Source organism: Rhodanobacter sp. Soil_C_14 (assembly GCF_057657335.1).
In genome coordinates this window covers 539,746-563,787 of the sequence record NZ_JBDGIQ010000002.1, presented here as the reverse complement: position 1 = coordinate 563,787, position 24,042 = coordinate 539,746, and the positions used below count along the sequence as shown (strand labels likewise).

Here is a 24,042-nt window from a genome sequence, read left to right as displayed (position 1 = left end):
CCTGTCATCAAGGGCGCTGAAGCCCTCAGGTAGTCTCTGCACCTTCCGCCGGTGTACCGGCGGCTTGGCTCAGGGTTGCCACCGGCCGCGTCTGCGCCGCTGAGGTTTCCCTGAATTCATCCCGTTCCCGTCCATGCATTCCTGCACGGCGGCACCTTTCGATGAGTCCCCTGCTCTAACCATTGAGCTATAGGCCCGTATGCCTATGGTAGCAACGCCCGCAGGCAAAGCCACGCCTTGCGCGCGCTTTGGATTATGCTAATAGGATGAAATCCGAACTTGCCTGCATGGTGTGCGGTGCCATCCTGACAGGCAGGCAGCGCCGATTCTGTTCCCGGGTCTGCAAGAACCGGGATACCAATCATCGACACCAAAGCTACTCCAGCCAGCAGTTACGCGGCCTGTTACGCAAACGGCAACTGGTTGAGTCAGCAGGCGGATGCTGCGTGCGGTGTGGCTATCGCGCGAATCTTGCAGCGTTGACCTGGCACCATGGCAAACACGCACGCAAATCATTCAACCTCGACCTGCGCGCGCTCTCGAATCGGAGCATGGCTGAAGTCGAGCGCGAGCTGACCAAATGCATCTTGTTGTGCGCCAATTGCCATGCGGAAGAGCATCACCCCGAAATGGCCACGACAAATCGTGGTTCCAGAAAAGACAACGGCCGCATGCGCGACCGTTGAAAAGAAGCATCGCGGGCGAGCAGCTGTTACTCGACGTCGAGGAACGAGCGCAGCTGTTCGGAGCGGCTGGGATGACGCAGCTTGCGCAACGCCTTGGCTTCGATCTGGCGGATGCGCTCGCGGGTGACGTCGAACTGCTTGCCGACTTCTTCCAGCGTGTGGTCGGTGTTCATGTCGATGCCGAAGCGCATGCGCAGCACCTTCGCTTCCCGCGGGGTGAGGCCGGCGAGCACGTCGCGCACGGTTTCCATCAGGCCGGTTTCCGTCGCCGAGTCGATCGGCGAGCTGGCGTTGCCGTCCTCGATGAAGTCGCCCAGGTGGGAATCCTCGTCGTCGCCGATCGGGGTTTCCATCGAGATCGGTTCCTTGGCGATCTTCAGCACCTTGCGGATCTTGTCCTCGGGCATCTCCATTTCCTTGGCCAGTTCTTCCGGCGTGGCCTCGCGGCCGAACTGCTGCAGCATCTGGCGGGAAATGCGGTTCAACTTGTTGATCGTCTCGATCATGTGCACCGGGATGCGGATGGTGCGCGCCTGGTCGGCGATCGAGCGGGTGATCGCCTGGCGGATCCACCAGGTGGCGTAGGTCGAGAACTTGTAGCCGCGGCGGTATTCGAACTTGTCGACCGCCTTCATCAGGCCGATGTTGCCTTCCTGGATCAGGTCGAGGAACTGCAGGCCGCGGTTGGTGTACTTCTTGGCGATCGAGATCACCAGGCGCAGGTTGGCCTCGACCATTTCCTTCTTGGCGCGACGGGCCTTCGCCTCGCCACTGGCCATGGCGCGGTTGATGTCCTTGATGTCGATCAGCGGCAGGAACAGCTTGCGCTCGATAGCGGCGAGCTTCTCCTGCTCGGCGTCGATCGCTTCGCGATGGGTCTTGATGTTCGGCGACCACTTCTGGCGCTTGCGGCCCAGTTCGGCCGCCCACTCGAGGTTGCCCTCGTTGCTGGGGAAGGTCTTGATGAACTCGGCCTTGGGCATCTTCACCTGCTTGACGAAGATGTCCAGCAGCACGCGTTCGTGATGGCGGATGTCGCCCACCACTTCGCGCAGCTTGCGCACGAAGCCGTCGATCAGCGCGCTGGGCAGCTTGAGCTTGAGGAATTCCTCGGCCATCTGGTCGCGCAGCTTGACGATCTTTTTGTCGGTGATGCTGGCGGCTTTCGGGGCGGCCTTCTGGAACTTGCCGTAGTAGTCGCGCAGCAGCTCCATGCGGCGCTTGACCTCTTCCGGGTCGGGACCGCTGGGGCCGGCTTCTTCCTCGTCCTCGGCGGACTCGTCCTCGTCCTCGTCGCCTTCCTCGCCTTCCTCGACTTCGGGCGCGAGCAGGGCGGCGGCTTCCTTTTCCTTGCGGGCGAGGTCGGCGGCTTCTTCCAGGTCGAGGAAGCCGGCCAGGATTTCGCTGAGGCGGCGCTTGCCGTCCAGGTGCTGGTCGTATTCTTCCAGCAGCAGTTCGATGGTCAGCGGGAAGCTGGCCAGCGCGGTCTGCACCTGGCCGAGGCCTTCCTCGATGCGCTTGGCGATGGCGATCTCGCCTTCGCGGGTCAGCAGCTCGACCGTGCCCATCTCGCGCATGTACATGCGCACCGGGTCGGTGGTGCGGCCCACTTCGGCATCCACGGCGGAGAGCAGGGCCACCGCTTCTTCGGCGGCCGAGTCGTCGTCGCCGGAGCCGCCACCGGGGGCGGCGCCATCGGAGATGGTGTCGGTGTCCGGCGCGGCGTCGTGCACTTCGATGCCGACGCCCTTGAGCACCGCCATGATGTCTTCGATCTGCTCCGGATCGACGATGTCGTCGGGCAGGTGGTCGTTGATCTCGGCGTAGGTCAGGTAGCCCTGCTCCAGGCCCTTGGCGATGAGCGCCTTGATTTCAGACTGTTGCTCGTGGGGAGCTTTGCTATTCATTCACCGACCGCCGCAAGGTTCAAGAACCGGACATTATAGCGATGTGCTGCTTTTTTGACCAGTTTTCAAGTAGGAAAGGGTTGCGATCAGGCACGCAAAAATCGCGCCAAATCACGGAATTGCCGTGCATCGGCTGGCATCAGGCCGGGCCTCGCACGCGTCGATCCGTTCAGCCGGTGTCGAGCCAGAAAGTCACCGGGCCATCGTTCACCAGCTGCACCACCATATGGGCACCGAAGCGGCCGGTTTCCACCCCCGGGTGCGCCGCCCGCGCCGCGGCCAGCAGGTGCTCGAACCAGCGCCGCCCATGCTCGGGTGGCGCGGCGCGGGTGAAGCTGGGGCGCATGCCCGAGCGGGTGTCGGCGGCCAGGGTGAACTGGCTGACCAGCAGCAGGCCGCCGCCGGTGTCGCTGAGCGAGCGGTTCATCTTGCCGTTGTGGTCGGCGAACACGCGGTAGCCAAGCAGGCGTTCCAGCATGCGCCGGGATTGCGCCTCGCCGTCGTCCGGCTGCACCGCCACCAACGCCAGCAGGCCGGGGCCGATGGCGCCGACCGTTTCGTCGTCCACGCTGACGCTGGCTGAAAGGACTCGCTGGATCAGGGCAATCATGGCGGTGCGGTGGCGAGGGAGTGCCCAGCTTACGGTGCCGACCGTCGCGGTGAAAGATCGGCGGAGCGTCGCTTACACTGCGCGGATGCGTATCGACATGTTTCTCGTCTATCTCCTGCTGCGCCTGCTCGCGTTGCTGCCACTGCGTGCGCTGCATGGCGTCGGTGCCGGCTTCGGCCGCCTGCGGCTGCGACTCGGCGGCCGCACGGTGCGCAACACCGCGGTCAACCTGCGCATCGCGCGACCGCAGCTGGACGCGGCGGCACAATCGCGCCTGCTGCGTCAGGTCATGACGGAGAACGGCAAGTCGGGCAGCGAGATCGTCAAGGTCTGGGGTGCCGGTGCCGAGCGTGCGCTGGCGCTGGTGCGCGAGGTGCGCGGCGAGGCGCTGCTGGACGCCGCGCTGGCGGCGGGCAAGGGCGTGATCATCGCCGCGCCGCACCTGGGTTGCTGGGAACTGCTGAATTACTGGCTGTGCCGCAAGACGCCGATGGCGATCCTGTACCGGCCGCCGCGCTTCGCCGCGATCGAGGGGCTGCTGCGCAAGGTGCGCGGGGCGCTGGCGCCGGAGCAAGTGCGGGCCGATGGCGCCGGCGTGCGCACCTTGTACAAGCGACTGGCGGCGGGGGGCACGGTCGGCATCCTGCCGGACCAGAAGCCCCGCGCCGGCGAGGGCGAGTTCGCGCCGTTCTTCGGTCGCGACGCGCTGACCATGGTGCTGCTGCCGCGGCTGGCCGCCCGCACCGGCGCCAGCGTGCTCTATGCGTTTGCCGAACGGTTGCCGCACGGGGCGGGTTTCCGCATCCACCTGCTGCCGGCGCCCGCGGACCTCACCGATGCGGATCCGGCGATCGCCTGCCGCGCGCTCAACCAGGGCGTGCAGGATTGCGTGGAGCTGGCGTTCGCGCAGTACCAGTGGCAGTACCGGCGCTATTCTGCCGTGGGGCTGGTCAATCCCTATGACGGGAAAAACGGCTAGGACGCCGCCACACGTGCCGGAGTTCCCCGGCGCTCAGCCGAGCCGGCGCAGGAACACGGTCATTTCCTTTTCGGCCTGCTTGTCGCCGCGCGCGGTGGCCGCGCCGATGCCGCTGCGCCACGCGGCGGCCGCCGCTTCGTTGTCACCGCTGGCCAGGCAGGCCTTGCCCAGCAGCTTCCACGCGGCCGAGTAGCCCGGGTCGAAATCCGTGGCGCGCTGCAGCTCCCCGATCGCCGCCGCGTGGTCGCCCTCGGCGAGCAGGGCGCTGCCCAGCGAGAAGCGCAGCAGCGCGCCGTCACGGGGACCGCCGCATTGCCGGCGCAGGTTGGCGATCTGTTCGGCGCTCATGGCCGTGGCGAGTAGCGGCGGTCGTCCGACGGGTAGACGCGGGTGGGCTGCGCCGGCTCGGGCGGCGTTTGCCCCGCGCGCAGGTCGGCGAGTGCAACGGCTGGCCAGACTTCCAGCCACGACGAGCGAAACGGCTGCACCAGCAGAGCATAGCGCAGTGCCGTGGCATCCGGCTGGTCCACGCGGCGCACCACCACGCCATCCGGGTGGGCGCGGGAGAAATCCTGGATCGCCTGGTCCTGCACCGCCTGATTGCCGAACAGTTCCTGGATCGGCCGGGTCAGCCGGCCCTCGAAATGGAACTGGCCCTCGTAGTTGCCGAGGAAGGCGATCGGCCGCCCGGCCTGCTCGGCGGCGCCCAGCATCTGCGAGATCGGCCGCAGGTCGAAACGGTTCCACAGGGTCAGGGTGAACAAGGTGTTGAGGGCCAGCACGCCGATCAGCCCGGCCACCGCGAGGCGGCGCAGTTCGCCACGGCCGCGCAGCAACACCAGGGCGCCCAGCAGCAGGAACACCACGCTGAAGTAACGGCTGTAGGGCGCCGCGGCATCCGGCCATTCGCCATGCAGGTGGTTGCCGGCGACCAGCAGCGGCAACGCGAACAGGAGCAGGGCGAACACGATGCTGCCCAGCGCCAGTGGCCAGGTGCCCAGCCAGCCGCTGGCCGCCACGACCGGGCGGCGCTCGCGCAGCACGGCGATCGCACCGGCCATCAGCAAGGCCATGCCACCCAGTTCCGGCAGCGGGTAGTAGACCTGCTTGCCGCTGATCAGCGAGAACACCACGAAGCCCGGCAGCAGCCAGCACAGCGCGAAGCGCAGGCCCGACTCGAGCGGCCGCCGCAGGCTGGCCACGGCCACCCACATGCGCGGCCAGCCACTGAACGGGAACAGCATCACCGGCAGCCACAGCAGGTAGAACCAGAACGGTTCGGCGTGATTCTGCAGGTCCTTGCCCTGGGCCAGCTTGTCGACCACGCGACCGGCGGTCTGGGTGAAGAACAGCCGCTGCCGGTACGCCTCTCCGCCGGAGAATCCGGCCGGCAGCGCCCAAGCCAGCAGCATGGCGCCGCCAAGCAGGAAGGACAGCAGGCCGCGACCGTACCAGCGCGCGCGATGCTCGCTGGCCCAGTCGTTCCACAGCGGGCCGAGCAGCCACGGGAACACCACGTGGAGCAGCATCACCGGGCCCTTGGTCAGCAGGCCGAAGCCCAGGCACAGGCCGAACAGCAGCCACCGCGGCTCGGCGCGTTGCGACTTCGGGGTCAGGCACAGCAGCGCGGCCAGCGTCCATGTCGCCAGCAGCACGTCGTACATGATCTGCAGGCCGAACAGGAAGGCGTAGCCGAAGGCCAGCAGCATCCACGGCGTCGCCCTGGCCATCCACGGCCGGTGCGGGAAGAGTCGGCGTGCCAGCAGCGAGACCAGCACCAGCTGGGCGCCGCCGACCAGCACCTCGAGGATCCGCGGCCACACGTCGCTGACGCCGAACACGAACCAGCCGCCCTGGATCAGCCAGAACAGCAGCGGCGCCTTCTCGCTATAGGGCTGGCCGTTGATGTGCGGCACCAGCCAGTGACCCTGGTTCCACATTTCCCACGCCACCGCCAGGGTGCGGGTGGAATACAGCGGCATCGGCCCGTGCGAGAAGATCGCCGCCAGCGCCACCACGGCCCACAGCGGCAGCCACGGCCAGACGGCGCGAAGATGTTCGGAACGGCTATACGGGCTCAGTGACACGGGCAGGCTCTTGGCGGGCAGGGGATGATTCTAGCCTGCGCGGCGCGGCGGCAAGTGGCGCAGGCGCACGCATCGGTCAGGCCGGGCCCCAATAACCGATGCGCCGGCGGATCTTCAGCTTGCGCCACAGGTTCAGCGGCTTGCGCCGGCGATTCTTCGCGCCGCGGGTGATGAAGGTGTCGATCGCATCGAGCACCCGTTCGCTGGAACGGCCGTCGCGGTAGGGATGGATCGCGTCGGCGTAGTCGCGGATCGCCTGCATCAGCTCCGGCGGCCGCGCCAGCGCCCGCTCGATCGCGCTCTCGAACTGCGCCGGGTCGTCGATGTCGATCAGCTGCGGACCGGGGCGGCGGTTCTTGAACGTCACCACCGGCTTGCCGGTGAGCAGGAATTCGTTGAGTGCGGAGGAGGTGTCCGAGCACATCATGTCGACCTGCGGGAACAGCTCCAGGATGTTGTCGTTCTCGGCGAACGTGAGGTACTCGTTCTGCAGCGCCTTGAACTTCGCCGTGGTCTCCGGGTTCATCTTCGGGTGGAAGGTGACGATCCAGCGCCAGCGGCCATCGCGCGACAGCCGCCGCACTTCCTCGTACAGCGTCTCGGCCGCGCTCCACGAGGGCGAGAAGGTGGAGTGGTAGAGGATCACCGGGGGCTGGCGCACCGGCGGCAGCGGGCCGTCGATCTGCTTCATGAACGGATCGATCTTGGGGAAACCGGTCTCGATCACGCTGAAGTGGCCGACCTTGTCGGCGATCGCCTGGAACTGGGCGGTGTCGCGGGGGCCGGTGGTGCAGTACAGGTCGAAGAAGCCGCGCACGTAGATGTGCCGGGGCTTGCCGGCGTCGAAACCGTGGAAGGTCTCCACCTTCACTCCGGGAAAGAAGTGCGGCACCGCGTTGGACGAGGTGATCACCGCGATCGGATGCCAGGCGCGCACCTCGGCCACGCTCAGCAGGCGCTCGCCTTCGACCAGGTCCTCCGCGCCGGGGCCGTCGAAGAACCATGCGGTCTCGTCGCCGCGGGCGCGGATGGCTTCCTGCAGCGGGCGCAGGATCGCCAGCGCGTAACGCTCGGAGCCGTACAGGAGGTAGTGCTTCTTGGGAGTCATGGGCGAGTCGGGGTGGGATGGATGGAGGTTATGGCAGGCCCCGTACCCTCACCTCAATCCTCTCCCGGAGGGAGAGGAGGCAAAGGTGCCGTGCGGGTTCGCTACCTCGTGCATGGCCGCAAATCTGTGTTCAGCGATCTATGTGATGTTTGTTCAATAAGTCGGTCGCATCCACGACCGACTCCGGATGGTTGACCATCTCGTAGTAGCGCATGCGCTTGTACAGCGCGTAGCTGGCCGCGGTCTGGGCGATCAGGAAGCCGCGCCAGCCGTCCAGGAAGGCCAGCCGGAACAGGTAGTCCTTGAGGAAGGCCAGCAGGTAGACGAACGGCGCCTGCCACATCCGCACCGGCTTGCGCCTGTCCAGCCAGTCGCGGCATTTCAGCTCGGCGTAGCGCAGCACCTTCAGCTGCTTGTGCGGCAGGCTGGGGTTGTTGGCGTGGTCGAAGGCGGCGTGCAGCGTGGGCGCGACACCGTGGAAGCGCAGCGATTCGTGCACCCGCGCATCACTCCAGCGCGCACGGCCGCGATGGTATAGCCGCGCCAGTTTCTCGCCCACGTTCGGCCGGTACCAGCGCATCGGCCGGCCCATGTAGATCGTGCGGCGGCGCAGGTACGCCGCCGGGGCGTCGCCGGCCATCAGCCCGGGCAGGCGCTGCTGCAGTTCCACCGCGAGTTCCGGGCTGAGCCATTCGTCGGCATCCAGCACCAGGATCCAGTCATGGCTGCACTGGCTGCTGGCGAAATTGCGCTGGGCACCGAAGCCGAGCCAGTCCTGCTGGATCACGCGGGCGCCATGCGCCCGGGCAATCGCCACGGTGTCGTCGTCGCTGCCCGAGTCCACCACCAGTTTTTCGGCCGCGAACGGCACGCTGTCCAGGCAGCGGGCGATGCTTCCGGCCTCGTTGTGGGTGATGACGGCGAGGGTCAGCGGGAGGGTCGGCATGGGCGGGATTCTAGCCCATGCCCCGATTCACCCGGGTGGAAGTGGCGTGGCGGCGGGCAATTCGCCCATTCGGCCAGCCAGGTCGCAACTTCGCGGCGCCATCCATGACAAAATTCACTGGCGTCGATCAACCATGCGTGCGTCGGCACGCCCCCCGCCATCGCTAATTAACGGCTTTCCATGAAACGAATCCTTGTCACTGGTGGCGCCGGCTTCCTTGGCTCGCACCTGTGTGATCGACTGCTCCGCGACGGCCATGACGTGCTATGCGTGGACAACTTCTTTACCGGCAGCAAGCGCAACGTGGCACACCTGCTCACGCATCCGTATTTCGAACTGATGCGGCACGACGTGACCTTCCCCCTCTATGTGGAAGTGGAGCGCATCTTCAACCTGGCCTGCCCGGCCTCGCCGGTGCACTACCAGCACGATCCGGTGCAGACTACCAAGACCAGCGTGCATGGCGCGATCAACATGCTGGGCCTGGCCAAGCGGGTGAAGGCGCGCATCCTGCAGGCTTCCACCAGCGAGGTCTACGGCGACCCGGAAGTGCATCCGCAGGTGGAAGGTTACTGGGGCAAGGTCAACCCGATCGGCATCCGCAGCTGCTACGACGAAGGCAAGCGCTGCGCCGAAACGCTGTTCTTCGACTACCACCGCCAGCACGAGCTGGACATCAAGGTGGTGCGCATCTTCAACACCTACGGCCCGCGCATGCACCCGAACGATGGGCGGGTGGTGAGCAACTTCATCATGCAGGCGCTGCGTGGGGAAGACATCACCATCTACGGCGACGGCAGCCAGACGCGCAGCTTCTGCTACGTCGACGACTTGATCGAGGTGATCGTGCGGATGATGGATTCCGAGCGCGGCTTCACCGGCCCGGTGAACATCGGCAACCCGGTCGAGTACACCATGCTCGAACTGGCCGAGAAGGTGATCGCCCTGGTCGGCGGACGCTCGAAACTGGTGAACAAGCCGTTGCCGTCGGATGATCCGCGCCAGCGCCAGCCGGACATCTCCGTGGCGCGCGACCGGCTCGGCTGGCAGCCGAGCGTGACGCTCGAAGACGGCCTCAAGGAAACCATTGCCTATTTCCGTCGGCTGCGCGAGGAGGGTGCGGCGGCATGACCAGCTTCGCGGTCGTCATCACCAGCTACAACTATCGGGATTTCGTCGGTACGGCGGTCGACAGTGCGCTGGCGCAGACCCGCGCGGCGGCGCAGGTCATCGTGGTCGATGACGGCTCCGGCGACGGTTCGGCGGAGCTCCTGCGCGAACGCTACGGCAACGATCCGCGGGTCACCCTGGTCTGTGGCGAGAATGGCGGCCAGCTGGTGGCCTTCCAGCGCGGCGTGGCACGCGCCACGGCCGACGTGATCTGCTTTCTCGATGCGGACGACCGCTGGGAAGCGGACTATCTGTCGCGCCTGGGCGAGCTGTACGACGGCCGCCGCGATGTCGATTTCGTGTTTTCCGACATGCAGCTGTTCGGCGACGAAAATCGCTGGATGGGCTATTCGGAGCGCTCGCATGACCTGGGCTATACCGCCATCAGCACCTACATGCTGATGCACTGGTACGGTGCGCCGACTTCGGCGTTGTCGATGCGCGCGCTGTGGGCGCGGCGCACGCTGGAACTGCCGGAGGAACTGAGCCATACGTGGCGGCTGTCCGCCGACAACTGCCTGGTGTTCGGCGCCAGCGTGCTGGGCGCACGCAAGTATTACCTGCGCACCGGCGCCGTGCATTACCGCATCCACGGCAACAATGGCTGGTGGGGAAAACAGACGGCGACCAGCATCTATCTCAACCGCTTTCGCTCGCGCTGCCTGATCGAGATCTATGCCAGGAACATCGGCCTGGACACGCGCTCCGTCGACAACGCCAAACACGAGTTCCGCACCAAGCCCGAGCCATCCTGGCGTGAGGCCAGGCGCTACGCCAGACTGGTGCGCATGCGTCGTGGCAGCTGGCTGGGCAATCTGAATCGCGCGCTGGCCATCCTCGGCCCGGTCTGGTGGCGCGGCATCCGCGGCGATCATCGCCTGACCGACGACGAATGAGCGGAGCTGCCGTGCGCATCAGTGTCGCCGTGATCACCTACAACTGGCCGAACGCGCTGGCGCTGGTGCTGCAGGCGCTGGCGGCGCAGAGCGAGCTGCCGTACGAGGTGATCGTCACCGACGACGGCTCGCAACCGGCCACCCGCGCATTGCTCGAAGGCATCGCCCCCGGCTACCCGGTGCGCCTGGTCCATCTGTGGCAGCCCGACGACGGTGCGCGCATGAGCCGCGCGCGCAACCGGGCGATCGCCGCCGCCCGGGGCGACTACGTGATCCTGCTCGATGGCGACATGGTGGCCGAGCGGCACTTCGTCGCCGACCACCACGCGTTCGCCCGCCGCGGCTGCTTCGTGCAGGGGTCGCGGGTGCTGACCGACGCCGGACTGACCCGGCGGATGCTGGAAGAGGCCGCGCCGATGCCCGGGTTCCTCAGCCGGGGCATCGAGCGTCGGCGACACACGCTGCGGCTGCCGGCGCTGGCGCAGTGGTATGCCCGGCCGGGCACCAAGCAGCGCGGCATCAAGAGTTGCAACATGGCGTTCTGGCGCGATGACCTGCTGCGCCTGAATGGCTTCAACGAGGCAATGACCGGCTGGGGGCGCGAAGACACCGAACTGGCGATACGCGCCTTCCACGCCGGGCTGCTGCGGCGCGAACTGCGTTTCAGTGCGCTGGCGACCCATCTCTACCATCCCACCCGCAAGCATGTGGTGGGCAATCCGAACGACCTCATCGTCGACGATACCCGGGCACGCGGGCTGGTTCGCTGCGAGCGGGGTGTGGATGGCCATCTGGCCGAATTCGCCCAGCCACCGGCGGATCTGCGCCCCGGCTGAGGGCGCGCCGGGACCAAGACGGCCTTCAGGCCAGCTGGGCCAGCGCGGCTTCCACCCGCTGCGCGAATGTCGCCTCGTTCGTCTCGAACCATTCCCGCGCCTGCCGGCCCAGGCTGGCCAGTTCGGAGAACGGCATGCTGGTGAGTCGTTCGATCGCCTCTTCCAGCGCCGATTCGTCGAATTGATGGATGGATGCGAGGTTGAACGAGCCTTTCCCGATGGCTTTCACCAGCACGCCACGGTCCGCTTGCACCAGCTCGTTCATCGGGGCGGCATCGGAGGTGATCACCACGGCGCCGCAGCTCATCGCCTCGGCGATGTAATGGCCCCAGCCTTCGGTTTCCGACAGGCACAGGTGGAACAGGTGGGCATTCTGCAGCTGGCGAATCTCGCCCACGTCGCGCACATGGCCCAGCCGGTGCTCGATGTTGGCTGGCGTCGGCCCGGCCGCCTGTACGGCTGTTCGCGGTGACTGCAGCACCAGCAGCTTCGGCCATTCCGGATGGCGGCGCCACAAGGCCAGCAGGCGCTCCGTGCCCTTCATCCGGCTGGTGCCGGCCAGGTGCAGGAAGCTGGCCTTGCGCGGAACGGCGGCATCGAGGCAGTCGGTGCTGTCGAAGCCGATGTGCAGCGCGCGGCAACCGAGTGACTTGAACAGGTCGACGCCGTAGCGCGTCTTGCACAGGATCGCGTCGTAGCGCGGCAGGTATTGCCGGCTGCGGGGTGATAGCCATTCCGGATTGGGCACGAGCAGATTCAGCCGGGCCAGCGCGCACCAGTCCGGCCGGACGTGCTCCAGGGCGATATTGATGTCGTACGGCGTCCTGCCCCAGTCGGCGTGGCGCAGGCGTTGCCACCACATCCGCACACGCAGCATGAAGGCCTGCCGGCGACCGTCATGCCGGCGCGGGCCGAGCCGGGTCACCTGAACCTCGTGGCCCAGTCCGGTCAGCGTGCGGCACAACAGGCGGATGTCGTGGGTGAGTCCGCGCTGGTTGTCCCAGGCAAGCAGGTTGATTCGGGCCATGTGGATCGACTTCAGGGAAGGGCGGGATGGCGCAGCTGTCGACCGATGCCGACCGTCAGCCCCAGCACGAGGAACAGGAAAAGTGATTGCGGCATCGCCCGATAAAACACATTGTCGGTGAACGCACAAAGACTGTAGAGGCCGATCACCATCAATCCGGCGACCGCTGCACAGGCCACCGGCTCCCGCGGATGGTTCAGATGGCGGGCGAAGAAGACCGCCGGCACGATCAGCAACAGCAACAGCACCAGCAGCGCCGGCACACCCCCGGCGACCATCGATTCGAGATATTCGCTGTGCGGGTGCACGTACCCGGCAATCGTGGCGCTGGCCTTGCCGGCGGCCACCTGCGCGCGCGCATACACGCCGAACTGGTCCAGCCCGATACCGGCCAGCGGATGCTCAGTGAATGCCTGCCATGCGGTGCGCCACATCTCCAGGCGCTCGCCGATGGCGCCGGTGCTGCCGGCGGCGCTGTCGCCGTACTCGCTGATCTGGGCGGGCACATCAGCCAGCCGGTCGATCATTTCCCGGTGCAGGGTGGCGGTCACCGCCAGCATGCCGAACAGGGTGGCGGCCAGCGGAATGAGCACGCGCTTCCAGTGCCTCGTGCGGATCGCATGCCAGGACATCAGGCCGAGGAACACCGGCGCGAAGGACAGCAGTGGCCCACGACTCTGGGTAAGCACCGCGCCGTAAAGACCCACCACCACCGCCGCGCCGTGCAGCCAGCGGTCAGCGCGACGCGTGTCCGGCCGTATTGCCTGCAGCATCGACAACAGCGCCATGACCAACAGGTACATCGCGAACTCGACCGACGCCCAGTCGCCACCGTTCAGGCCGTAGGGACGGTCGGCACCCATGCCGTAACGTTGAACCATGCTGGCCGCGCCCAGCAGCAGCGTGGTCAGGCTGAAGCCGATCGCGATCACGCGCTGTCGCAACGGCAGGGTGAAGACCGCAGCAACCACCAGGAACAACAGCGTCTGCGCCGGCAGGTCGAGGGTCTTGCCGTCGAGCCCGTGACCCAGGAAGTTGCCGATGTCGTAAAGCAGGCGCAGCAGGCACACGGCGACCACCGGCCATACCCGCAGGAAGGTCTTCCGGGTTTCCGCGCGGGAAGCCAGCAGGATCAAACCGGCGACAAACAGCAGCCCCATTGGCACGGCTTTCAGGCGTCCGGATACTGCAAAACACAGTGGCAAGACTGCGAGCAGCAACGACGCCGTCCGGATCTTCCATGAAGCTTGTTCTTCGTGCACGGGCCAACCTTTCGAGCCTGGAACTCCCCCCGTTCGTCCATGCTAACCGGTGCTTGTCGCCGGCAAGCCGTCTGGACGCGCTGGTGTAACGCTCGGGTTCATTCGCAGTATGCATGGTAGAGGACGGATTGCGTCCCGGGTCGTGTTCGCGGCGTGATCACAGCCCTTCATCGGCTTCCGGCTCGGCGATACCTGTCGGCGCGCAGCCGGGTTTCACCGCGCCAGCCTGGAACATCCACCATTCGCGGCGGTTGGCGTGGCCGACATGGATGGCGCGCTGGCGATCCACGCAGTCGCCCATCGCCTGGTCGAGGCTGAAAATCCAGCGCCGCGACGCATCCTGCTGCAGCCAGGCCACGGCATCGGCGTACTGCTGCGGCCAGGGTTTCAGGAAGCCGAACTCGGCCACCGGGCCCTGGGCCATCAGCAGGTTCTGTTCCTTCCAGGCGAGCAGGCCGATCTCGGCCTGCGGCCCGGCGATGGAGCGTGCCTGCAGCATCACGTCGCGGGCAGAGCGATCGCCGTTGAGCATCGGATAGCCCCACAGGCCATAGACCCCCCAGAGGGCACCGGCAAACAGCAGCCAGCCCAGCGGCGCGTGGCGTACCCGGGTGAACGCCACGATGACCAGGCCGGCCAGGCCGATCGTCAGCAGCAGCCACCAGATCCGCGGGTCGAGGCTTTGCTCGATCTTCACCGCCCAGGCCGGGTGGCGATGGATTGCCAGCGCGGCCACCGCCGCGAGCACCGCAGACAACAGCAGGGTCAGTGCGAACACCGCGATGCGCACGCCGCGTCGCCGCAGCAGGCCGGGCAGCAGTGGCGCCAGTGCCAGCGCCATCATCGGCAGGGCCGGCAGGATATAGACGTCGCGCTTGCCCGGACTGAACGAGAAGAACAGCACGATCAGCAAGATCCAGCCCAGCGGCAACAGCAAGCGCGAATCGCGACGCTTCAGTCGCCGCCACCAGGCCGGCAGTGCCCACGGCAACAGCAACGACAGGGGCAACCAGTCGAGCGCGATGATGCCGAGGAAATAGAACGGCGAATGGATGTGTCCGGTGGGCGTGGCGTAGCGATGCACGGTCTGCCCGAACAGGATGTTCTGCACGTATTCGGCGTGCTGCGGATCGCCATCGGCACGGGCCACCAGCAGCATCGGCAGCAGCCAGCCCAGGATCGGCACGAAGAACAGCGCCAGCCCGCCAACCCAGCGCCAGCGGCCCGCGGGCAGCGCCAGTGAGCGCCAGTGGCCGCGCCGGGCGACCAGATAGGGAGCCAGCATCAGCAAGGCCAGCACGCCGACGCCCTTGGTCGCCACGCCCACGCCGGCGAAGAAGCAGCCCGTGGCGAACCAGCGCCAGGACGGCCCCAGCAACAGGTGGCGCAGCAGGCCGTAGTTGGCCAGCGTCATCCAGCCCAGCAGCAGCGGGTCGATCTGCGCGTTGCGCATCTGGTAGGTGAAGTGGATGGTGACCAGCAGCGTGGCCGTGGCCAGCAGGGCGCTGCGGTGGTTCCACAGCCGTCGGGCCAGGTCGTAGACCAGCACCAGTGCGCCCAGCGCCGCCGCCAGCGACGGCAGCAGGAAGGCCACGCGCCAGCTGCGGGTGAGAAAGTAGGCGAGTGCCTGCAGCCACATGAACACCGGCGGCTTGTCCGGATACAGCTCGTGGCCCCGGTGCGGGAACAGCCACTGGCCGTGCTCGACCATCCAGCGGGCGACCAGGGCGAAACGCGGCTCGTCGGACGGCCACGGATCACGCAGGCCCAGCCCCAGGCCGAGCAGCAGCAGGGCGAATACGCCGAACAGCAGGATTTCGATGCGCGCATCGCGCAACCACAGCGGGCGCGCGCGCGACAAGGGCACGGGGGACTTCATGACGTCGGGGATCCGTCAGCAGTGCGAGGGCGCGGCAAGCATAGCGCGCCGATATCGGGGCAGCGTGAACCACGACCTCAGGGCTGTTTCCGCAACACCGCGTAATACATGCCGTCGAGGTCGCCGTCGCCGGGCAGGATCTGCCAGCCGGTCGCGGCTGGCTGTCCAGCGGGCAAGCTGAAGGGCACGACCTCGGCGTCAGCCTGGGCCGCCAGCAACTCGCCCACGATCGCCTCGTTCTCGGCGCGCAACACCGAGCAGGTGATGTAGACCAGCCGCCCGCCCGGCGCCAGCAATGGCCACAGCGCGGACAGGATGCGGCGTTGCTGCGCGTGCATCGTGGCGATGTCGCTTTCGCGCCGATGCAGGCGCACATCGGGGCGACGACGCAGCACGCCGGTGGCCGAACAGGGCGCGTCGATCAGGATGCGGTCGAACGGCTGGCCTTTCCACCAGCCCTTGGGTGCACCCGCGTCACCGATCACCACCTTCGCATTGAGGCGCAGCCGCATCAGGTTCTGGCGGATGCGCTCGGCCCGCGGGGCGTCGAATTCAAGCGCGGTCAGGTCGATGTCGGCGCGTTCGAGCAGATGGCAGGCCTTGCCGCCGGGCGCGGCGCAGGCATCGAGCACGCGCAGGCTATCGCGCAGGTCGGCGAGGTCGGCGGCGACCTGGGCGGCGCCGTCCTGCACGGCGAAATGGCCGTCCTCGAAGCCGGGCATGCGGGTGACGTCGCCACTGTGTGGCAGCACCAGTGCGTCGGCCAGCCAGGGATGCGCTGCCGCTTCGTAGCCGGCCGCGCGCAACTGTTCGATCAGGGCGTCGCGTTCGCTGCGCTGGCGGTTGATCCGCAGCATCAACGGCGGTTCGCCGTTGTCCGCGGCCATCACCGCTTCGGCCTGTGCGGGCCAATCGCGCTGCAATGCGTCGGCCAGCCACTGCGGATGGGCGTGGCGGGTCTGTGCCTTCGCGTCGAGCCTGGCCAGCAGGCTGCTGCGTTCGCGCTGCCAGCGGCGCAGCACGGCGTTGACCAGGCCGGCCAGTTGCGGCCGCTTCAGCGCCCGCACGGCTTCGACCGTGGCGGCCACCGCGGCGTAGTCCTGCAGTTCCAGGATTTCCAGCTGGACCAGGCCGAGCACCAGCAGCGCATGCACGGCCGGATCCTTGTGCCGCAGCGATTTTTCCAGCAGGCCGTCGACGGCGGCGTCGAAACGCAGCCACCAGCGCGCGCCTTCGCTGAGCAGGGCCATCAGCAGGGCGCGATCGCGCGGATCGGCGAGCTTCGGCGCGTCGCGTTGCATGACCTCGCGCAGCGAGGCGCCACGCAGGGCGATTTCAGCCAGTCCCCTGGCGGCCAGTGCGCGGGTGTCGACCTTCATGGCAGGCGTCGCAGTTCGGGCCGGGCATTCAGATAATCGACCGCCCCGATGCGTTTGCCGCCGGCGCGTTGCACGGCGGTGACCCGCAACACGCCGGTGCCGCAGGCCAGGTCGATGCCCTGCCGCCCCGCGCCCAGCACCTCGCCGGGTGGCGTCTGATGATCCTGGGCGATCGCCTGCGCTGCCCACACCCGCAGGGTCTCGCCGGCGATCTTGCCTTCCGCCACCGGCCACGGATCGAACGCGCGCACCTGCTGCTCCAGGGCGATCGCGGGCCGGCTGAAGTCGAGCTTCGCCTCGGCCTTGTCCAGCTTGTGTGCGTAGGTCACGCCCGCTTCGGGCTGTGGCGTGGCCGGCAGGGTTTCGCCGGCCAGGGTGCGGCGCAGGCCTTCGGCCAGCGCGTCGGCGCCGAGTCGAGACAGCCGGTCATGCAGCGAGCCGCCGGTGTCGTCGCGACCGATCGGCGTGCGTCGCTGCAACATCACCGGGCCGGTATCCAGGCCAGCTTCCATCTGCATCAGGTCGACGCCGCTCTCGGCATCGCCGGCCAGGATCGCGCGCTGGATCGGCGCCGCGCCGCGCCAGCGCGGCAACAGGCTGGCATGCACATTCCAGCAGCCGAGCCGCGGGATCGCCAGCACCTTGCGCGGCAGGATCAGGCCGTAGGCGACCACCACCAGCAGGTCAGGTCGCCAAGCCGCCAGCGCCTGCTGCACCTCGGCGGACTTCAGCGACTCGGGTTGTTCGACCGGGATGCCGGCGGCCAGTGCGGCCTGCTTGACTGGACTGGGCGTCAGTTTGCGGCCCCGTCCCGCGGGACGGTCAGGCTGCGTATAGACGGCCACCACCTCGGCGCCGCTGTCGCGGCAGGCTTCAAGACAGGGCACGGAAAAGTCGGGCGTACCCGCGAAAACGATGCGCAGACCCCGGCGGTCAGGCTCGGCGCCGCTCAAGCACCGACCGCCTGCTTGCGGTGCTTCTCCAGCCGCTTCAGCAGCAGGCTGCGTTTCAGCGGTGACAGGTAGTCGACGAACACCTTGCCTTCCAGGTGATCCAGCTCGTGCTGGATGCACACGGCCAGCGGGCCTTCGGCCTCGATGACGATGTCCTTGCCGTCGACGTCCTGCGCCTGCACCTTGACCGCCAGTGCGCGGGTCACGTCGGCGTACAGGCCGGGGAAGGACAGGCAACCTTCCTGATAGACCTGCGAGCCGTCCTTCTCGACGATGCGGGCGTTGATCAGCACCAGCGGCTGGTTGCGTTCGTCGCTCATGTCGGCCACCAGCACGCGCTGGTGCACGTTGACCTGGGTGGCGGCGAGGCCGACGCCGTTGGCGGCGTACATGGTTTCCAGCATGTCGGCGACGAACTGCTTCAGCTTCGCGTCGAACACGGTCACCGGCTCGGCGCGGGTGCGCAGGCGCGGGTCGGGGAATTCAAGAATGGACAATACGGACATGATTTTTACCTCGGCGCCGAAAATGCGGGCGATTTGGTAAAAAGCCACCCTCGGAGCCATCTAGAATGTGTCTCATTGTACGTCGGCAAGCATCCGAGTGCAGACGATTTTTGCCAACTCGCACCTGTTGCGCGGGTTAACCATTCGGTTACACTCGACCGAGCATCTGGGGAAGGGGGATTCCCACCAATGATCAAGAAAATTATCGTGTTGCTGACGGGCATGCTGGTCACCGTGGCGGTCTATGCCGCGGGGGCGCAACTTCGCGCCGACCACCCCGACAGCTACACCGTTCGCCGCGGCGACACCTTGTGGGCAATCTCCGCCAAGTTCCTCGCCAAGCCGTGGCTGTGGCCGGAGATATGGCAGGCCAACCCCCAGGTGCGCAACCCCCACCTGATCTATCCCGGCGACGTGCTCAACCTGTCCTTCATCAATGGCCCCCGCGTGGGCCTGCAGCCCAGCGTCCATCGCGAAGGTGACGCGATTCCCGCCATTCCCCTGTCCGAACTGAAAATGTTCCTCAAGGAAATGCGGGTGATGGACTCGAACGCGGTCAGCTCCGCGCCTTACGTGGTGGGCCTCGAAGAGTCCCGTCTGCGTGGTGCCGTCGGCCAGAACCTGTACGTGCGTGGCCTGCAGGGCGAGCCGGGCCAGCGCTGGGCCATCGTGCGTCCGACCCACGTGTTCCGCGGCTTCAACCAGGATGACGCCTCCAGCGCCGACCTGGTCGCCCACGACATGGACAGCAACGCGGCGATGGTCAAGGCGCCGTGGAGCGAGGATTCGCGCAACGACGGCCATTACGGCAAGGGCGACGACCTCGGTGTCGAAGTCAGCGTGATCGGCACCGCCGAGACGCTGCGCACCGGCGATCCGGCCACCCTGCTGCTGCTCAATGCGACCCAGGAAGTGCGCAGCGGCGATCGCATCATGCCGATCGACGACAAGCCGTACGACGCCTACTACTACCCGCATGCGCCCAAGTCGGTGCCCGCCGATGCCAAGGTGATCGGCTTTGCCGACGCGATGGCCGCCGCCGGTCCCCGCCAGGTCATCATGCTGTCGGTGGGTGCCCGCGACGGGATCGACAACGGCAGCACGTTCACGATCTTCCAGCCGGGCGAGACGATCCACGACGACGTGGCCAGCAACAGCATGAACCGTGGCTTCGGCGAGACGGTCAAGCTGCCCGACGAGTACGTCGGCCACGTGATGGTGTTCCGCACCTTCGACCGGGTCAGCTACGGCCTGGTGATGGACGGCCTGCGTCCGGTGAGCATCGGCAGCCGGCTGACCGCGCCGCAATAAGCCGCAGCGGCATCTTCCTACACGACGGCGCGGTTTCCACCGCGCCGTTTTCTTTGCCGGGTGCTCCGTAAACTCGACGCATGACCAGGGACGATCTGCAGGAACAACGCGCGTGGCTGATCGCCCTGCGCACGCCGGGGCTGGGGCCGGGCGGGCTGCGGGCCCGGCTGGATGCGGCCGGCGGAGACATGCACGCCGCGCTGGCGCAATTGCAGCGCCAGGCGACATCCCTGGGTGAGCCCGCGCAGGCCTGGCTGGCCCGGCCCGATGCCGCGCTGCTGGATGCGGACATGGCCTGGCTGGCCGAGCCAGCCCGTCGCCTGCTGCGCTGCACGGACGCGGACTTTCCGCCGCTGCTGGAAGACATCCCGCAGCCACCGGCCGCGCTGTTTGTGGTAGGTGACAGCGATCTGCTGCTGTATCCGCAGGTGGCGATCGTGGGAGCCCGCAGCGCCAGCGCCAAGGGGCTGGCCCATGCCCGGGCGTTTGCCACGGCGCTGGCCGACGCCGGCTTCGCGATCACCAGCGGCATGGCTGACGGTGTCGACGGCGCCGCCCATGCCGCGGCCCTCGATGCCGGGGCGAAGACAGTGGCGGTGATCGGCACCGGGCCAGATCGCGTCTATCCCCGCAAGCACCATGCGCTGGCCCGGCGGATCGCGGCCCAGGGCGCGATCGTCAGCGAGTTTCCCCCCGGCACGGCGGCGCGCCCCGATCATTTCCCCCGTCGCAACCGGATCATCTCCGCGCTGACGCTGGGCACCCTGGTGATCGAGGCGGGGCTGAAGTCCGGTTCGCTTATCACCGCCCGCCTGGCGGCCGAGCAGGGCCGCGAGGTATTTGCGCTGCCCGGTTCCATCCATGATCCGCTGGCCCGCGGATGCCACCAGTTGATCCGCGACGGCGCCCGGCTGGTCGAGACGGCGACGGAAATTGTCGAGACATTGGCGCCTGCAGCGCGCATGCTTGGCGGCCAGCTGGCTGCCCGGCTGGACTCGGCGGGGTCGGATGATGCTGATCCGCGAGCCGTCGGAACCCCGGGAATCGATCGTTCCGGTCCTTGCGGCGATCCGGATTATCGGCGGCTTTTGACTGAACTTGGTCATGCGCCGGCGACGTTGGACGAACTTGTGCAGCGTACCGGGCAGTCCGCCGGCGCGCTTTCGTCGATGCTGCTGATGCTGGAACTGGAGCGGCGCGTCGAGAGCCTGGCAGGCAATCGCTACCAGCGCCTGCCCGACGGCTGAGCCTCGCCAGCGTGGCTCGGCCCCGCATGGCGGGCTTGACAGCCGCCGGCGGCGCGTGGTTTCAACTATATATATGTCCGGCACGGAAGCGCCGGTGGTTCACTCTCGGATATCCCGCTTCATGGCAAAAAACCTGCTCATCGTCGAATCACCGGCCAAGGCCAAGACGATCAACAAATACCTCGGCAAGGATTTCCAGGTCCTCGCCTCCTACGGTCACGTGCGCGACCTCAAGCCGAAGGAGGGCGCGGTCGATACCGAGCACGGCTTCGCGATGACGTACGAGGTGATCGAGCGCAACCAGAAGCACGTCGATGCGATCGCCAAGGCCGCCAAGCTGGCCGACGACATCTACCTCGCGACCGACTTGGATCGCGAAGGCGAGGCGATCAGCTGGCACATCAGCGAGATCCTCGGTGAGCGTGGCCTGACCAAGGGCAAGCAGTTGCACCGGGTGGTGTTCTCCGAGATCACGCCGAAGGCGATCAAGGCCGCGGTGGCCGCGCCGCGCCAGCTGTCGCACGACCTGGTCGACGCCCAGCAGGCGCGCCGCGCGCTGGACTACCTGGTCGGCTTCAACCTGTCACCGGTGCTGTGGCGCAAGGTGCAGCGCGGGCTGTCCGCCGGCCGCGTGCAGTCGCCGGCGCTGCGCATGATCGTCGAGCGCGAGGAGGAGATCGAGGCGTTCAAGGCGCGCGAATACTGGACCGTCGAGGCCCAGCTGAAGCATGTCGACGGCGACTTCAGCGCGCGCCTGTCACGCCTCAACGGCAAGAAGTTCGAGCAGTTCGACCTCACCAGCGAAACTGCTGCGCACGCGGCTCGCGAGGCGCTGAAGGCGGCTGCCCGTGGTCGCCTCGTCGTCAGCGAAGTCAGCTCGAAGGAGCGCAAGCGTCGCCCGGCGGCTCCGTTCACCACCTCCACCCTGCAGCAGGAGGCCGCACGCAAGCTCGGCTTCACCACCAGCCGCACGATGAAGGTGGCGCAGGGCTTGTACGAGGGCGTGGCGCTGGGCAGCGAGGGCAACGTCGGTCTGATCACCTACATGCGTACCGACTCGACCATGCTCGGCGACGATGCGATGGCCGAATTGCGCCAGCTGATCGCCCGCGACTTCGGCGGCCACGCACTGCCGGATGCCCCGCAGGTCTACAAGACCAAGTCGAAGAACGCGCAGGAAGCCCATGAGGCGATCCGCCCGACCTCGGCGATGTACACACCGAAGTCGGTGGCTGCTTTCCTCAATGACGATCAGCGCAAGCTGTACGAGCTGATCTGGAAGCGCACCGTCGCCTGCCAGATGATCCACGCCACGCTGAACACCGTGTCGGTGGAGTTCGCCCTGCCGGACATGGCCGGCGGCGATGCCTCGTTCCGTTCGACCGGCACCACGGTGGTCGATCCCGGCTTCCTCGCCGTCTACGAGGAAGGACGCGACCAGAAGAACGCCGATGACGACGACGAAGGCCGTCGCCTGCCCCGGCTGGAGAAAGGCGAGGCCGTGCCGCTGCACGAGATCGTCGCCGACCAGCACTTCACCGAGCCACCGCCGCGCTACTCCGAAGCGAGCCTGGTCAAGGCGCTGGAAGAGCACGGTATCGGCCGTCCGTCGACCTATGCCAGCATCATCCAGGTGCTGCAGAACCGCGAATACGTGTACCTCGACAGCCGCCGCTTCAAGCCCAGCGACGTGGGTCGCGCGGTCAGCAAGTTCCTCACCCAGCATTTCACCCAGTACGTCGACTACGATTTCACCGCCAAGCTCGAGGACGAGCTCGATGCGGTCAGCCGGGGCGAGGAAGCCTGGGTACCGCTGATGGAGCGCTTCTGGAAGCCGTTCAAGCAGCAGGTGGACGAGAAGGCCGAGTCGGTCGACCGCAGCGAGGCCACCGGCGCGCGCGAGCTGGGCACCGATCCGAAGACCGGCAAGCCGGTGTTCGTGCGACTGGGGCGGTTCGGGCCGTATGCCGCCATCGGCGACAAGGACAGCGAGGAGAAGCTGCAATTCGCCTCGCTGCGTCCCGGCCAGAGCATGCACACCATCGAACTGGCCGAGGCGCTGGAGCTGTTCAAGCTGCCGCGCAAGCTGGGCCAGGCGGAGAACGGCGACGAGGTCAGCGTGGCGATCGGCCGCTTCGGGCCGTTCGTGAAGCAAGGCAGCACCTATGCCTCGCTGAAGCCTGAAGACGATCCGTACACCATCGAGCTGCCCCGCGCGTTGCAGATCGTGCAGGAAAAACTGGAGATGCTGGCGAACCGGCTGATCCTCGATTTCGGCAACGGCGTGCAGGTGCTGAACGGCCGCTACGGCGCTTATATCACCGACGGCGAGAAGAACGCGCGCATTCCCAAGGAGCAGGAGCCGAAGGAACTGACCGAAGCCCAGTGCCTCGAACTGCTGGCCGCGGCGCCGGTGCGCAAGGGCCGTTTCGGCAAGAAGACCGCGAGCAAGAAGGCGGCCGCGAAAAAGGCGGCTCCGGCCAAGAAAACGACGGCCAGGAAAACGGCGGTGAAGAAGACCGCGACCAGGAAAGCCGCGACCAAGAAGACCGCGGCGAAGAGCACGGCGAAGAAAGCCGCCACGAAAAAGACGGTCGCGAAGAAGACTGCCAGCGACAGCGCCGAGGCCTGAGTGCTGCAGCGTTTCACCCTCGCCGACCTGGATGCCGCCGCCGCGCTGCTGCACGGTGGCGGCGTGCTGGCGTATCCGACCGAGGCGGTCTTCGGCCTCGGCTGCGATCCGCATGACCGGGTCGCGTTCGAGCGATTGTTTGCGCTGAAGCAGCGCCCGCCGACGCAGGGCGTGCTGCTGATTGCGGCGGACTTCGATCAGGTGGAGCGCTACATCGACCGGGCGTCCGTGCCGGAGGCGATGCTGCAGCAAGTGCTGGCCAGCTGGCCGGGACCGCACACCTGGATCTTCCCGCGCTCAGCCGAAGTGCCCGACTGGGTTGCCGGCAACCACGCCGGCATCGCGTTGCGGGTGACCGCCCACGAACCGGCAGCGGCGCTGTGCCGGGCCTATGGCGGCGCACTGGTGTCGACCAGCGCCAACCCCCACGGCCAGCCGCCGGCGCGCGCGGCCGAGCAGGTGGCGGACTATTTTGGCGACGCACTGGACGGCGTGCTGGAAGCCCCGCTGGGCGGCCAGCGCAGCCCCACGGTGATTCGCGACGTGCTGTCGGGCGCTATCATTCGCGGCTGAGCGTGCGGGGGAGCGCATGCCGGCAGGTCGGGGTCGAGCCGTCGCGGA

General features: G+C 67.2%; 21 protein-coding genes. 9 read left to right on the top strand and 12 right to left on the bottom strand.

The annotated features are described in order from the left end of the window. Window positions 1–266 precede the first annotated feature (266 nt). The gene (locus AC3A56_RS08000; protein ID WP_157598738.1) at window positions 267–686 is read left to right on the top strand and encodes a hypothetical protein; all 420 of its coding nucleotides are present in this window, start codon (window positions 267–269) and stop codon (window positions 684–686) included. 26 nt (window positions 687–712) lie between these two features. On the opposite strand, the gene rpoD is transcribed toward AC3A56_RS08000, so the two are convergent. Both rpoD and dtd read right to left on the bottom strand, forming a co-directional pair. Continuing rightward, a complete protein-coding gene (gene rpoD, locus AC3A56_RS07995) occupies window positions 713–2,593 on the bottom strand; it encodes an RNA polymerase sigma factor RpoD (RefSeq protein ID WP_056715098.1) in 1,881 nt (626 codons plus the stop codon). A gap of 169 nt (window positions 2,594–2,762) precedes the next feature. Beyond that, the gene (gene dtd / locus AC3A56_RS07990) at window positions 2,763–3,203 is read right to left on the bottom strand and encodes a D-aminoacyl-tRNA deacylase (protein WP_056715101.1); all 441 of its coding nucleotides are present in this window, start codon (window positions 3,201–3,203) and stop codon (window positions 2,763–2,765) included. 85 nt (window positions 3,204–3,288) lie between these two features. Between dtd and AC3A56_RS07985 the strand changes: the two genes are divergently transcribed. Next, entirely contained in the window at window positions 3,289–4,182 is an 894-nt protein-coding gene (locus tag AC3A56_RS07985; RefSeq protein WP_487769948.1) for an LpxL/LpxP family acyltransferase, read from the top strand. A gap of 33 nt (window positions 4,183–4,215) precedes the next feature. Here the strand turns inward: AC3A56_RS07985 and AC3A56_RS07980 are convergent, their stop codons facing one another. The 4 genes from AC3A56_RS07980 to AC3A56_RS07965 form a co-directional block, all read right to left on the bottom strand. Then, entirely contained in the window at window positions 4,216–4,530 is a 315-nt protein-coding gene (locus AC3A56_RS07980; RefSeq protein ID WP_056715106.1) for a tetratricopeptide repeat protein, read from the bottom strand. Continuing rightward, window positions 4,527–6,269 (bottom strand): ArnT family glycosyltransferase, encoded by a 1,743-nt coding sequence (locus AC3A56_RS07975; protein ID WP_487769947.1) that lies wholly within the window; start codon window positions 6,267–6,269, stop codon window positions 4,527–4,529. Before AC3A56_RS07975 ends, AC3A56_RS07980 begins: the two co-directional genes overlap by 4 nt. Before the next feature lie 76 nt (window positions 6,270–6,345). Continuing rightward, on the bottom strand, window positions 6,346–7,377 hold the full coding sequence (locus AC3A56_RS07970) for a CDP-glycerol glycerophosphotransferase family protein (RefSeq protein ID WP_487769946.1): 1,032 nt from the start codon (window positions 7,375–7,377) through the stop codon (window positions 6,346–6,348). A 130-nt stretch (window positions 7,378–7,507) separates the two neighbouring features. Then, window positions 7,508–8,323 carry a glycosyltransferase family 2 protein gene (locus tag AC3A56_RS07965; RefSeq protein WP_487769945.1) on the bottom strand — a complete coding sequence of 272 codons (816 nt, stop codon included), beginning with the start codon at window positions 8,321–8,323 and terminating at the stop codon, window positions 7,508–7,510. Between the two features lie 180 nt (window positions 8,324–8,503). Between AC3A56_RS07965 and AC3A56_RS07960 the strand changes: the two genes are divergently transcribed. From AC3A56_RS07960 to AC3A56_RS07950, 3 genes are read left to right on the top strand one after another with little or no spacing between them, the layout of a single operon-like run. Next, window positions 8,504–9,454, top strand: a complete 951-nt coding sequence (locus AC3A56_RS07960; RefSeq protein WP_204110247.1) for a UDP-glucuronic acid decarboxylase family protein — start codon at window positions 8,504–8,506, stop codon at window positions 9,452–9,454. Continuing rightward, window positions 9,451–10,389 (top strand): glycosyltransferase family 2 protein, encoded by a 939-nt coding sequence (locus AC3A56_RS07955; RefSeq protein ID WP_487769944.1) that lies wholly within the window; start codon window positions 9,451–9,453, stop codon window positions 10,387–10,389. The genes AC3A56_RS07960 and AC3A56_RS07955 overlap by 4 nt, the downstream gene beginning before the upstream one ends. Window positions 10,390–10,400: 11 nt before the next feature. Continuing rightward, a complete protein-coding gene (locus tag AC3A56_RS07950; RefSeq protein WP_487769943.1) occupies window positions 10,401–11,225 on the top strand; it encodes a glycosyltransferase in 825 nt (274 codons plus the stop codon). A 25-nt stretch (window positions 11,226–11,250) separates the two neighbouring features. Here the strand turns inward: AC3A56_RS07950 and AC3A56_RS07945 are convergent, their stop codons facing one another. From AC3A56_RS07945 to def, 6 genes are all read right to left on the bottom strand, one after another. After that, window positions 11,251–12,252, bottom strand: coding sequence for a glycosyltransferase (locus tag AC3A56_RS07945; protein ID WP_487769942.1), 1,002 nt, complete (start codon window positions 12,250–12,252; stop codon window positions 11,251–11,253). 11 nt (window positions 12,253–12,263) lie between these two features. Continuing rightward, the gene (locus AC3A56_RS07940) at window positions 12,264–13,412 is read right to left on the bottom strand and encodes an O-antigen ligase family protein (protein WP_487769941.1); all 1,149 of its coding nucleotides are present in this window, start codon (window positions 13,410–13,412) and stop codon (window positions 12,264–12,266) included. Between the two features lie 259 nt (window positions 13,413–13,671). Then, on the bottom strand, window positions 13,672–15,393 hold the full coding sequence (locus tag AC3A56_RS07935) for an ArnT family glycosyltransferase (RefSeq protein WP_487769940.1): 1,722 nt from the start codon (window positions 15,391–15,393) through the stop codon (window positions 13,672–13,674). A 77-nt stretch (window positions 15,394–15,470) separates the two neighbouring features. Continuing rightward, window positions 15,471–16,772: a 16S rRNA (cytosine(967)-C(5))-methyltransferase RsmB gene (gene rsmB / locus AC3A56_RS07930; RefSeq protein ID WP_487769939.1), complete on the bottom strand. Its 1,302-nt coding sequence runs from the start codon at window positions 16,770–16,772 to the stop codon at window positions 15,471–15,473. Then, complete coding sequence (fmt, locus tag AC3A56_RS07925) at window positions 16,769–17,695, bottom strand: methionyl-tRNA formyltransferase (protein ID WP_487770035.1); 927 nt, start codon at window positions 17,693–17,695, stop codon at window positions 16,769–16,771. The genes rsmB and fmt overlap by 4 nt, the downstream gene beginning before the upstream one ends. 26 nt (window positions 17,696–17,721) lie before the next feature. After that, window positions 17,722–18,231 (bottom strand): peptide deformylase, encoded by a 510-nt coding sequence (def, locus tag AC3A56_RS07920; protein ID WP_487769938.1) that lies wholly within the window; start codon window positions 18,229–18,231, stop codon window positions 17,722–17,724. Between the two features lie 189 nt (window positions 18,232–18,420). On the opposite strand from def, the gene AC3A56_RS07915 reads away from it, so the two are divergent. From AC3A56_RS07915 to tsaC, 4 genes are all read left to right on the top strand, one after another. After that, window positions 18,421–19,542 carry a LysM peptidoglycan-binding domain-containing protein gene (locus AC3A56_RS07915; RefSeq protein WP_056715136.1) on the top strand — a complete coding sequence of 374 codons (1,122 nt, stop codon included), beginning with the start codon at window positions 18,421–18,423 and terminating at the stop codon, window positions 19,540–19,542. A gap of 80 nt (window positions 19,543–19,622) precedes the next feature. Then, window positions 19,623–20,789, top strand: a complete 1,167-nt coding sequence (gene dprA / locus AC3A56_RS07910; protein WP_487769937.1) for a DNA-processing protein DprA — start codon at window positions 19,623–19,625, stop codon at window positions 20,787–20,789. Window positions 20,790–20,910: 121 nt separating this feature from the next. After that, window positions 20,911–23,421: a DNA topoisomerase I gene (locus tag AC3A56_RS07905; RefSeq protein WP_487769936.1), complete on the top strand. Its 2,511-nt coding sequence runs from the start codon at window positions 20,911–20,913 to the stop codon at window positions 23,419–23,421. Then, complete coding sequence (tsaC, locus tag AC3A56_RS07900; RefSeq protein ID WP_487769935.1) at window positions 23,422–23,994, top strand: L-threonylcarbamoyladenylate synthase type 1 TsaC; 573 nt, start codon at window positions 23,422–23,424, stop codon at window positions 23,992–23,994. The last annotated feature ends 48 nt before the right edge of the window (window positions 23,995–24,042 follow it).

Excerpts from the sequence above, each read along its gene's own strand:
- def (WP_487769938.1), bottom strand. The coding sequence starts at position 18,231 with ATGTCCGTATTGTCCATTCTTGAATTCCCCGACCCGCGCCTGCGCACC.
- rpoD (WP_056715098.1), bottom strand. The coding sequence starts at position 2,593 with ATGAATAGCAAAGCTCCCCACGAGCAACAGTCTGAAATCAAGGCGCTC.
- AC3A56_RS07905 (WP_487769936.1), top strand. The coding sequence starts at position 20,911 with ATGGCAAAAAACCTGCTCATCGTCGAATCACCGGCCAAGGCCAAGACG.
- AC3A56_RS07965 (WP_487769945.1), bottom strand. The coding sequence starts at position 8,323 with ATGCCGACCCTCCCGCTGACCCTCGCCGTCATCACCCACAACGAGGCC.
- rsmB (WP_487769939.1), bottom strand. The coding sequence starts at position 16,772 with ATGAAGGTCGACACCCGCGCACTGGCCGCCAGGGGACTGGCTGAAATC.
- AC3A56_RS07945 (WP_487769942.1), bottom strand. The coding sequence starts at position 12,252 with ATGGCCCGAATCAACCTGCTTGCCTGGGACAACCAGCGCGGACTCACC.
- AC3A56_RS07960 (WP_204110247.1), top strand. The coding sequence starts at position 8,504 with ATGAAACGAATCCTTGTCACTGGTGGCGCCGGCTTCCTTGGCTCGCAC.
- dprA (WP_487769937.1), top strand. The coding sequence starts at position 19,623 with ATGACCAGGGACGATCTGCAGGAACAACGCGCGTGGCTGATCGCCCTG.
- AC3A56_RS07955 (WP_487769944.1), top strand. The coding sequence starts at position 9,451 with ATGACCAGCTTCGCGGTCGTCATCACCAGCTACAACTATCGGGATTTC.
- AC3A56_RS07940 (WP_487769941.1), bottom strand. The coding sequence starts at position 13,412 with ATGGGGCTGCTGTTTGTCGCCGGTTTGATCCTGCTGGCTTCCCGCGCG.
- AC3A56_RS07980 (WP_056715106.1), bottom strand. The coding sequence starts at position 4,530 with ATGAGCGCCGAACAGATCGCCAACCTGCGCCGGCAATGCGGCGGTCCC.
- AC3A56_RS08000 (WP_157598738.1), top strand. The coding sequence starts at position 267 with ATGAAATCCGAACTTGCCTGCATGGTGTGCGGTGCCATCCTGACAGGC.
- AC3A56_RS07935 (WP_487769940.1), bottom strand. The coding sequence starts at position 15,393 with ATGAAGTCCCCCGTGCCCTTGTCGCGCGCGCGCCCGCTGTGGTTGCGC.
- AC3A56_RS07915 (WP_056715136.1), top strand. The coding sequence starts at position 18,421 with ATGATCAAGAAAATTATCGTGTTGCTGACGGGCATGCTGGTCACCGTG.
- dtd (WP_056715101.1), bottom strand. The coding sequence starts at position 3,203 with ATGATTGCCCTGATCCAGCGAGTCCTTTCAGCCAGCGTCAGCGTGGAC.
- AC3A56_RS07970 (WP_487769946.1), bottom strand. The coding sequence starts at position 7,377 with ATGACTCCCAAGAAGCACTACCTCCTGTACGGCTCCGAGCGTTACGCG.
- AC3A56_RS07985 (WP_487769948.1), top strand. The coding sequence starts at position 3,289 with ATGCGTATCGACATGTTTCTCGTCTATCTCCTGCTGCGCCTGCTCGCG.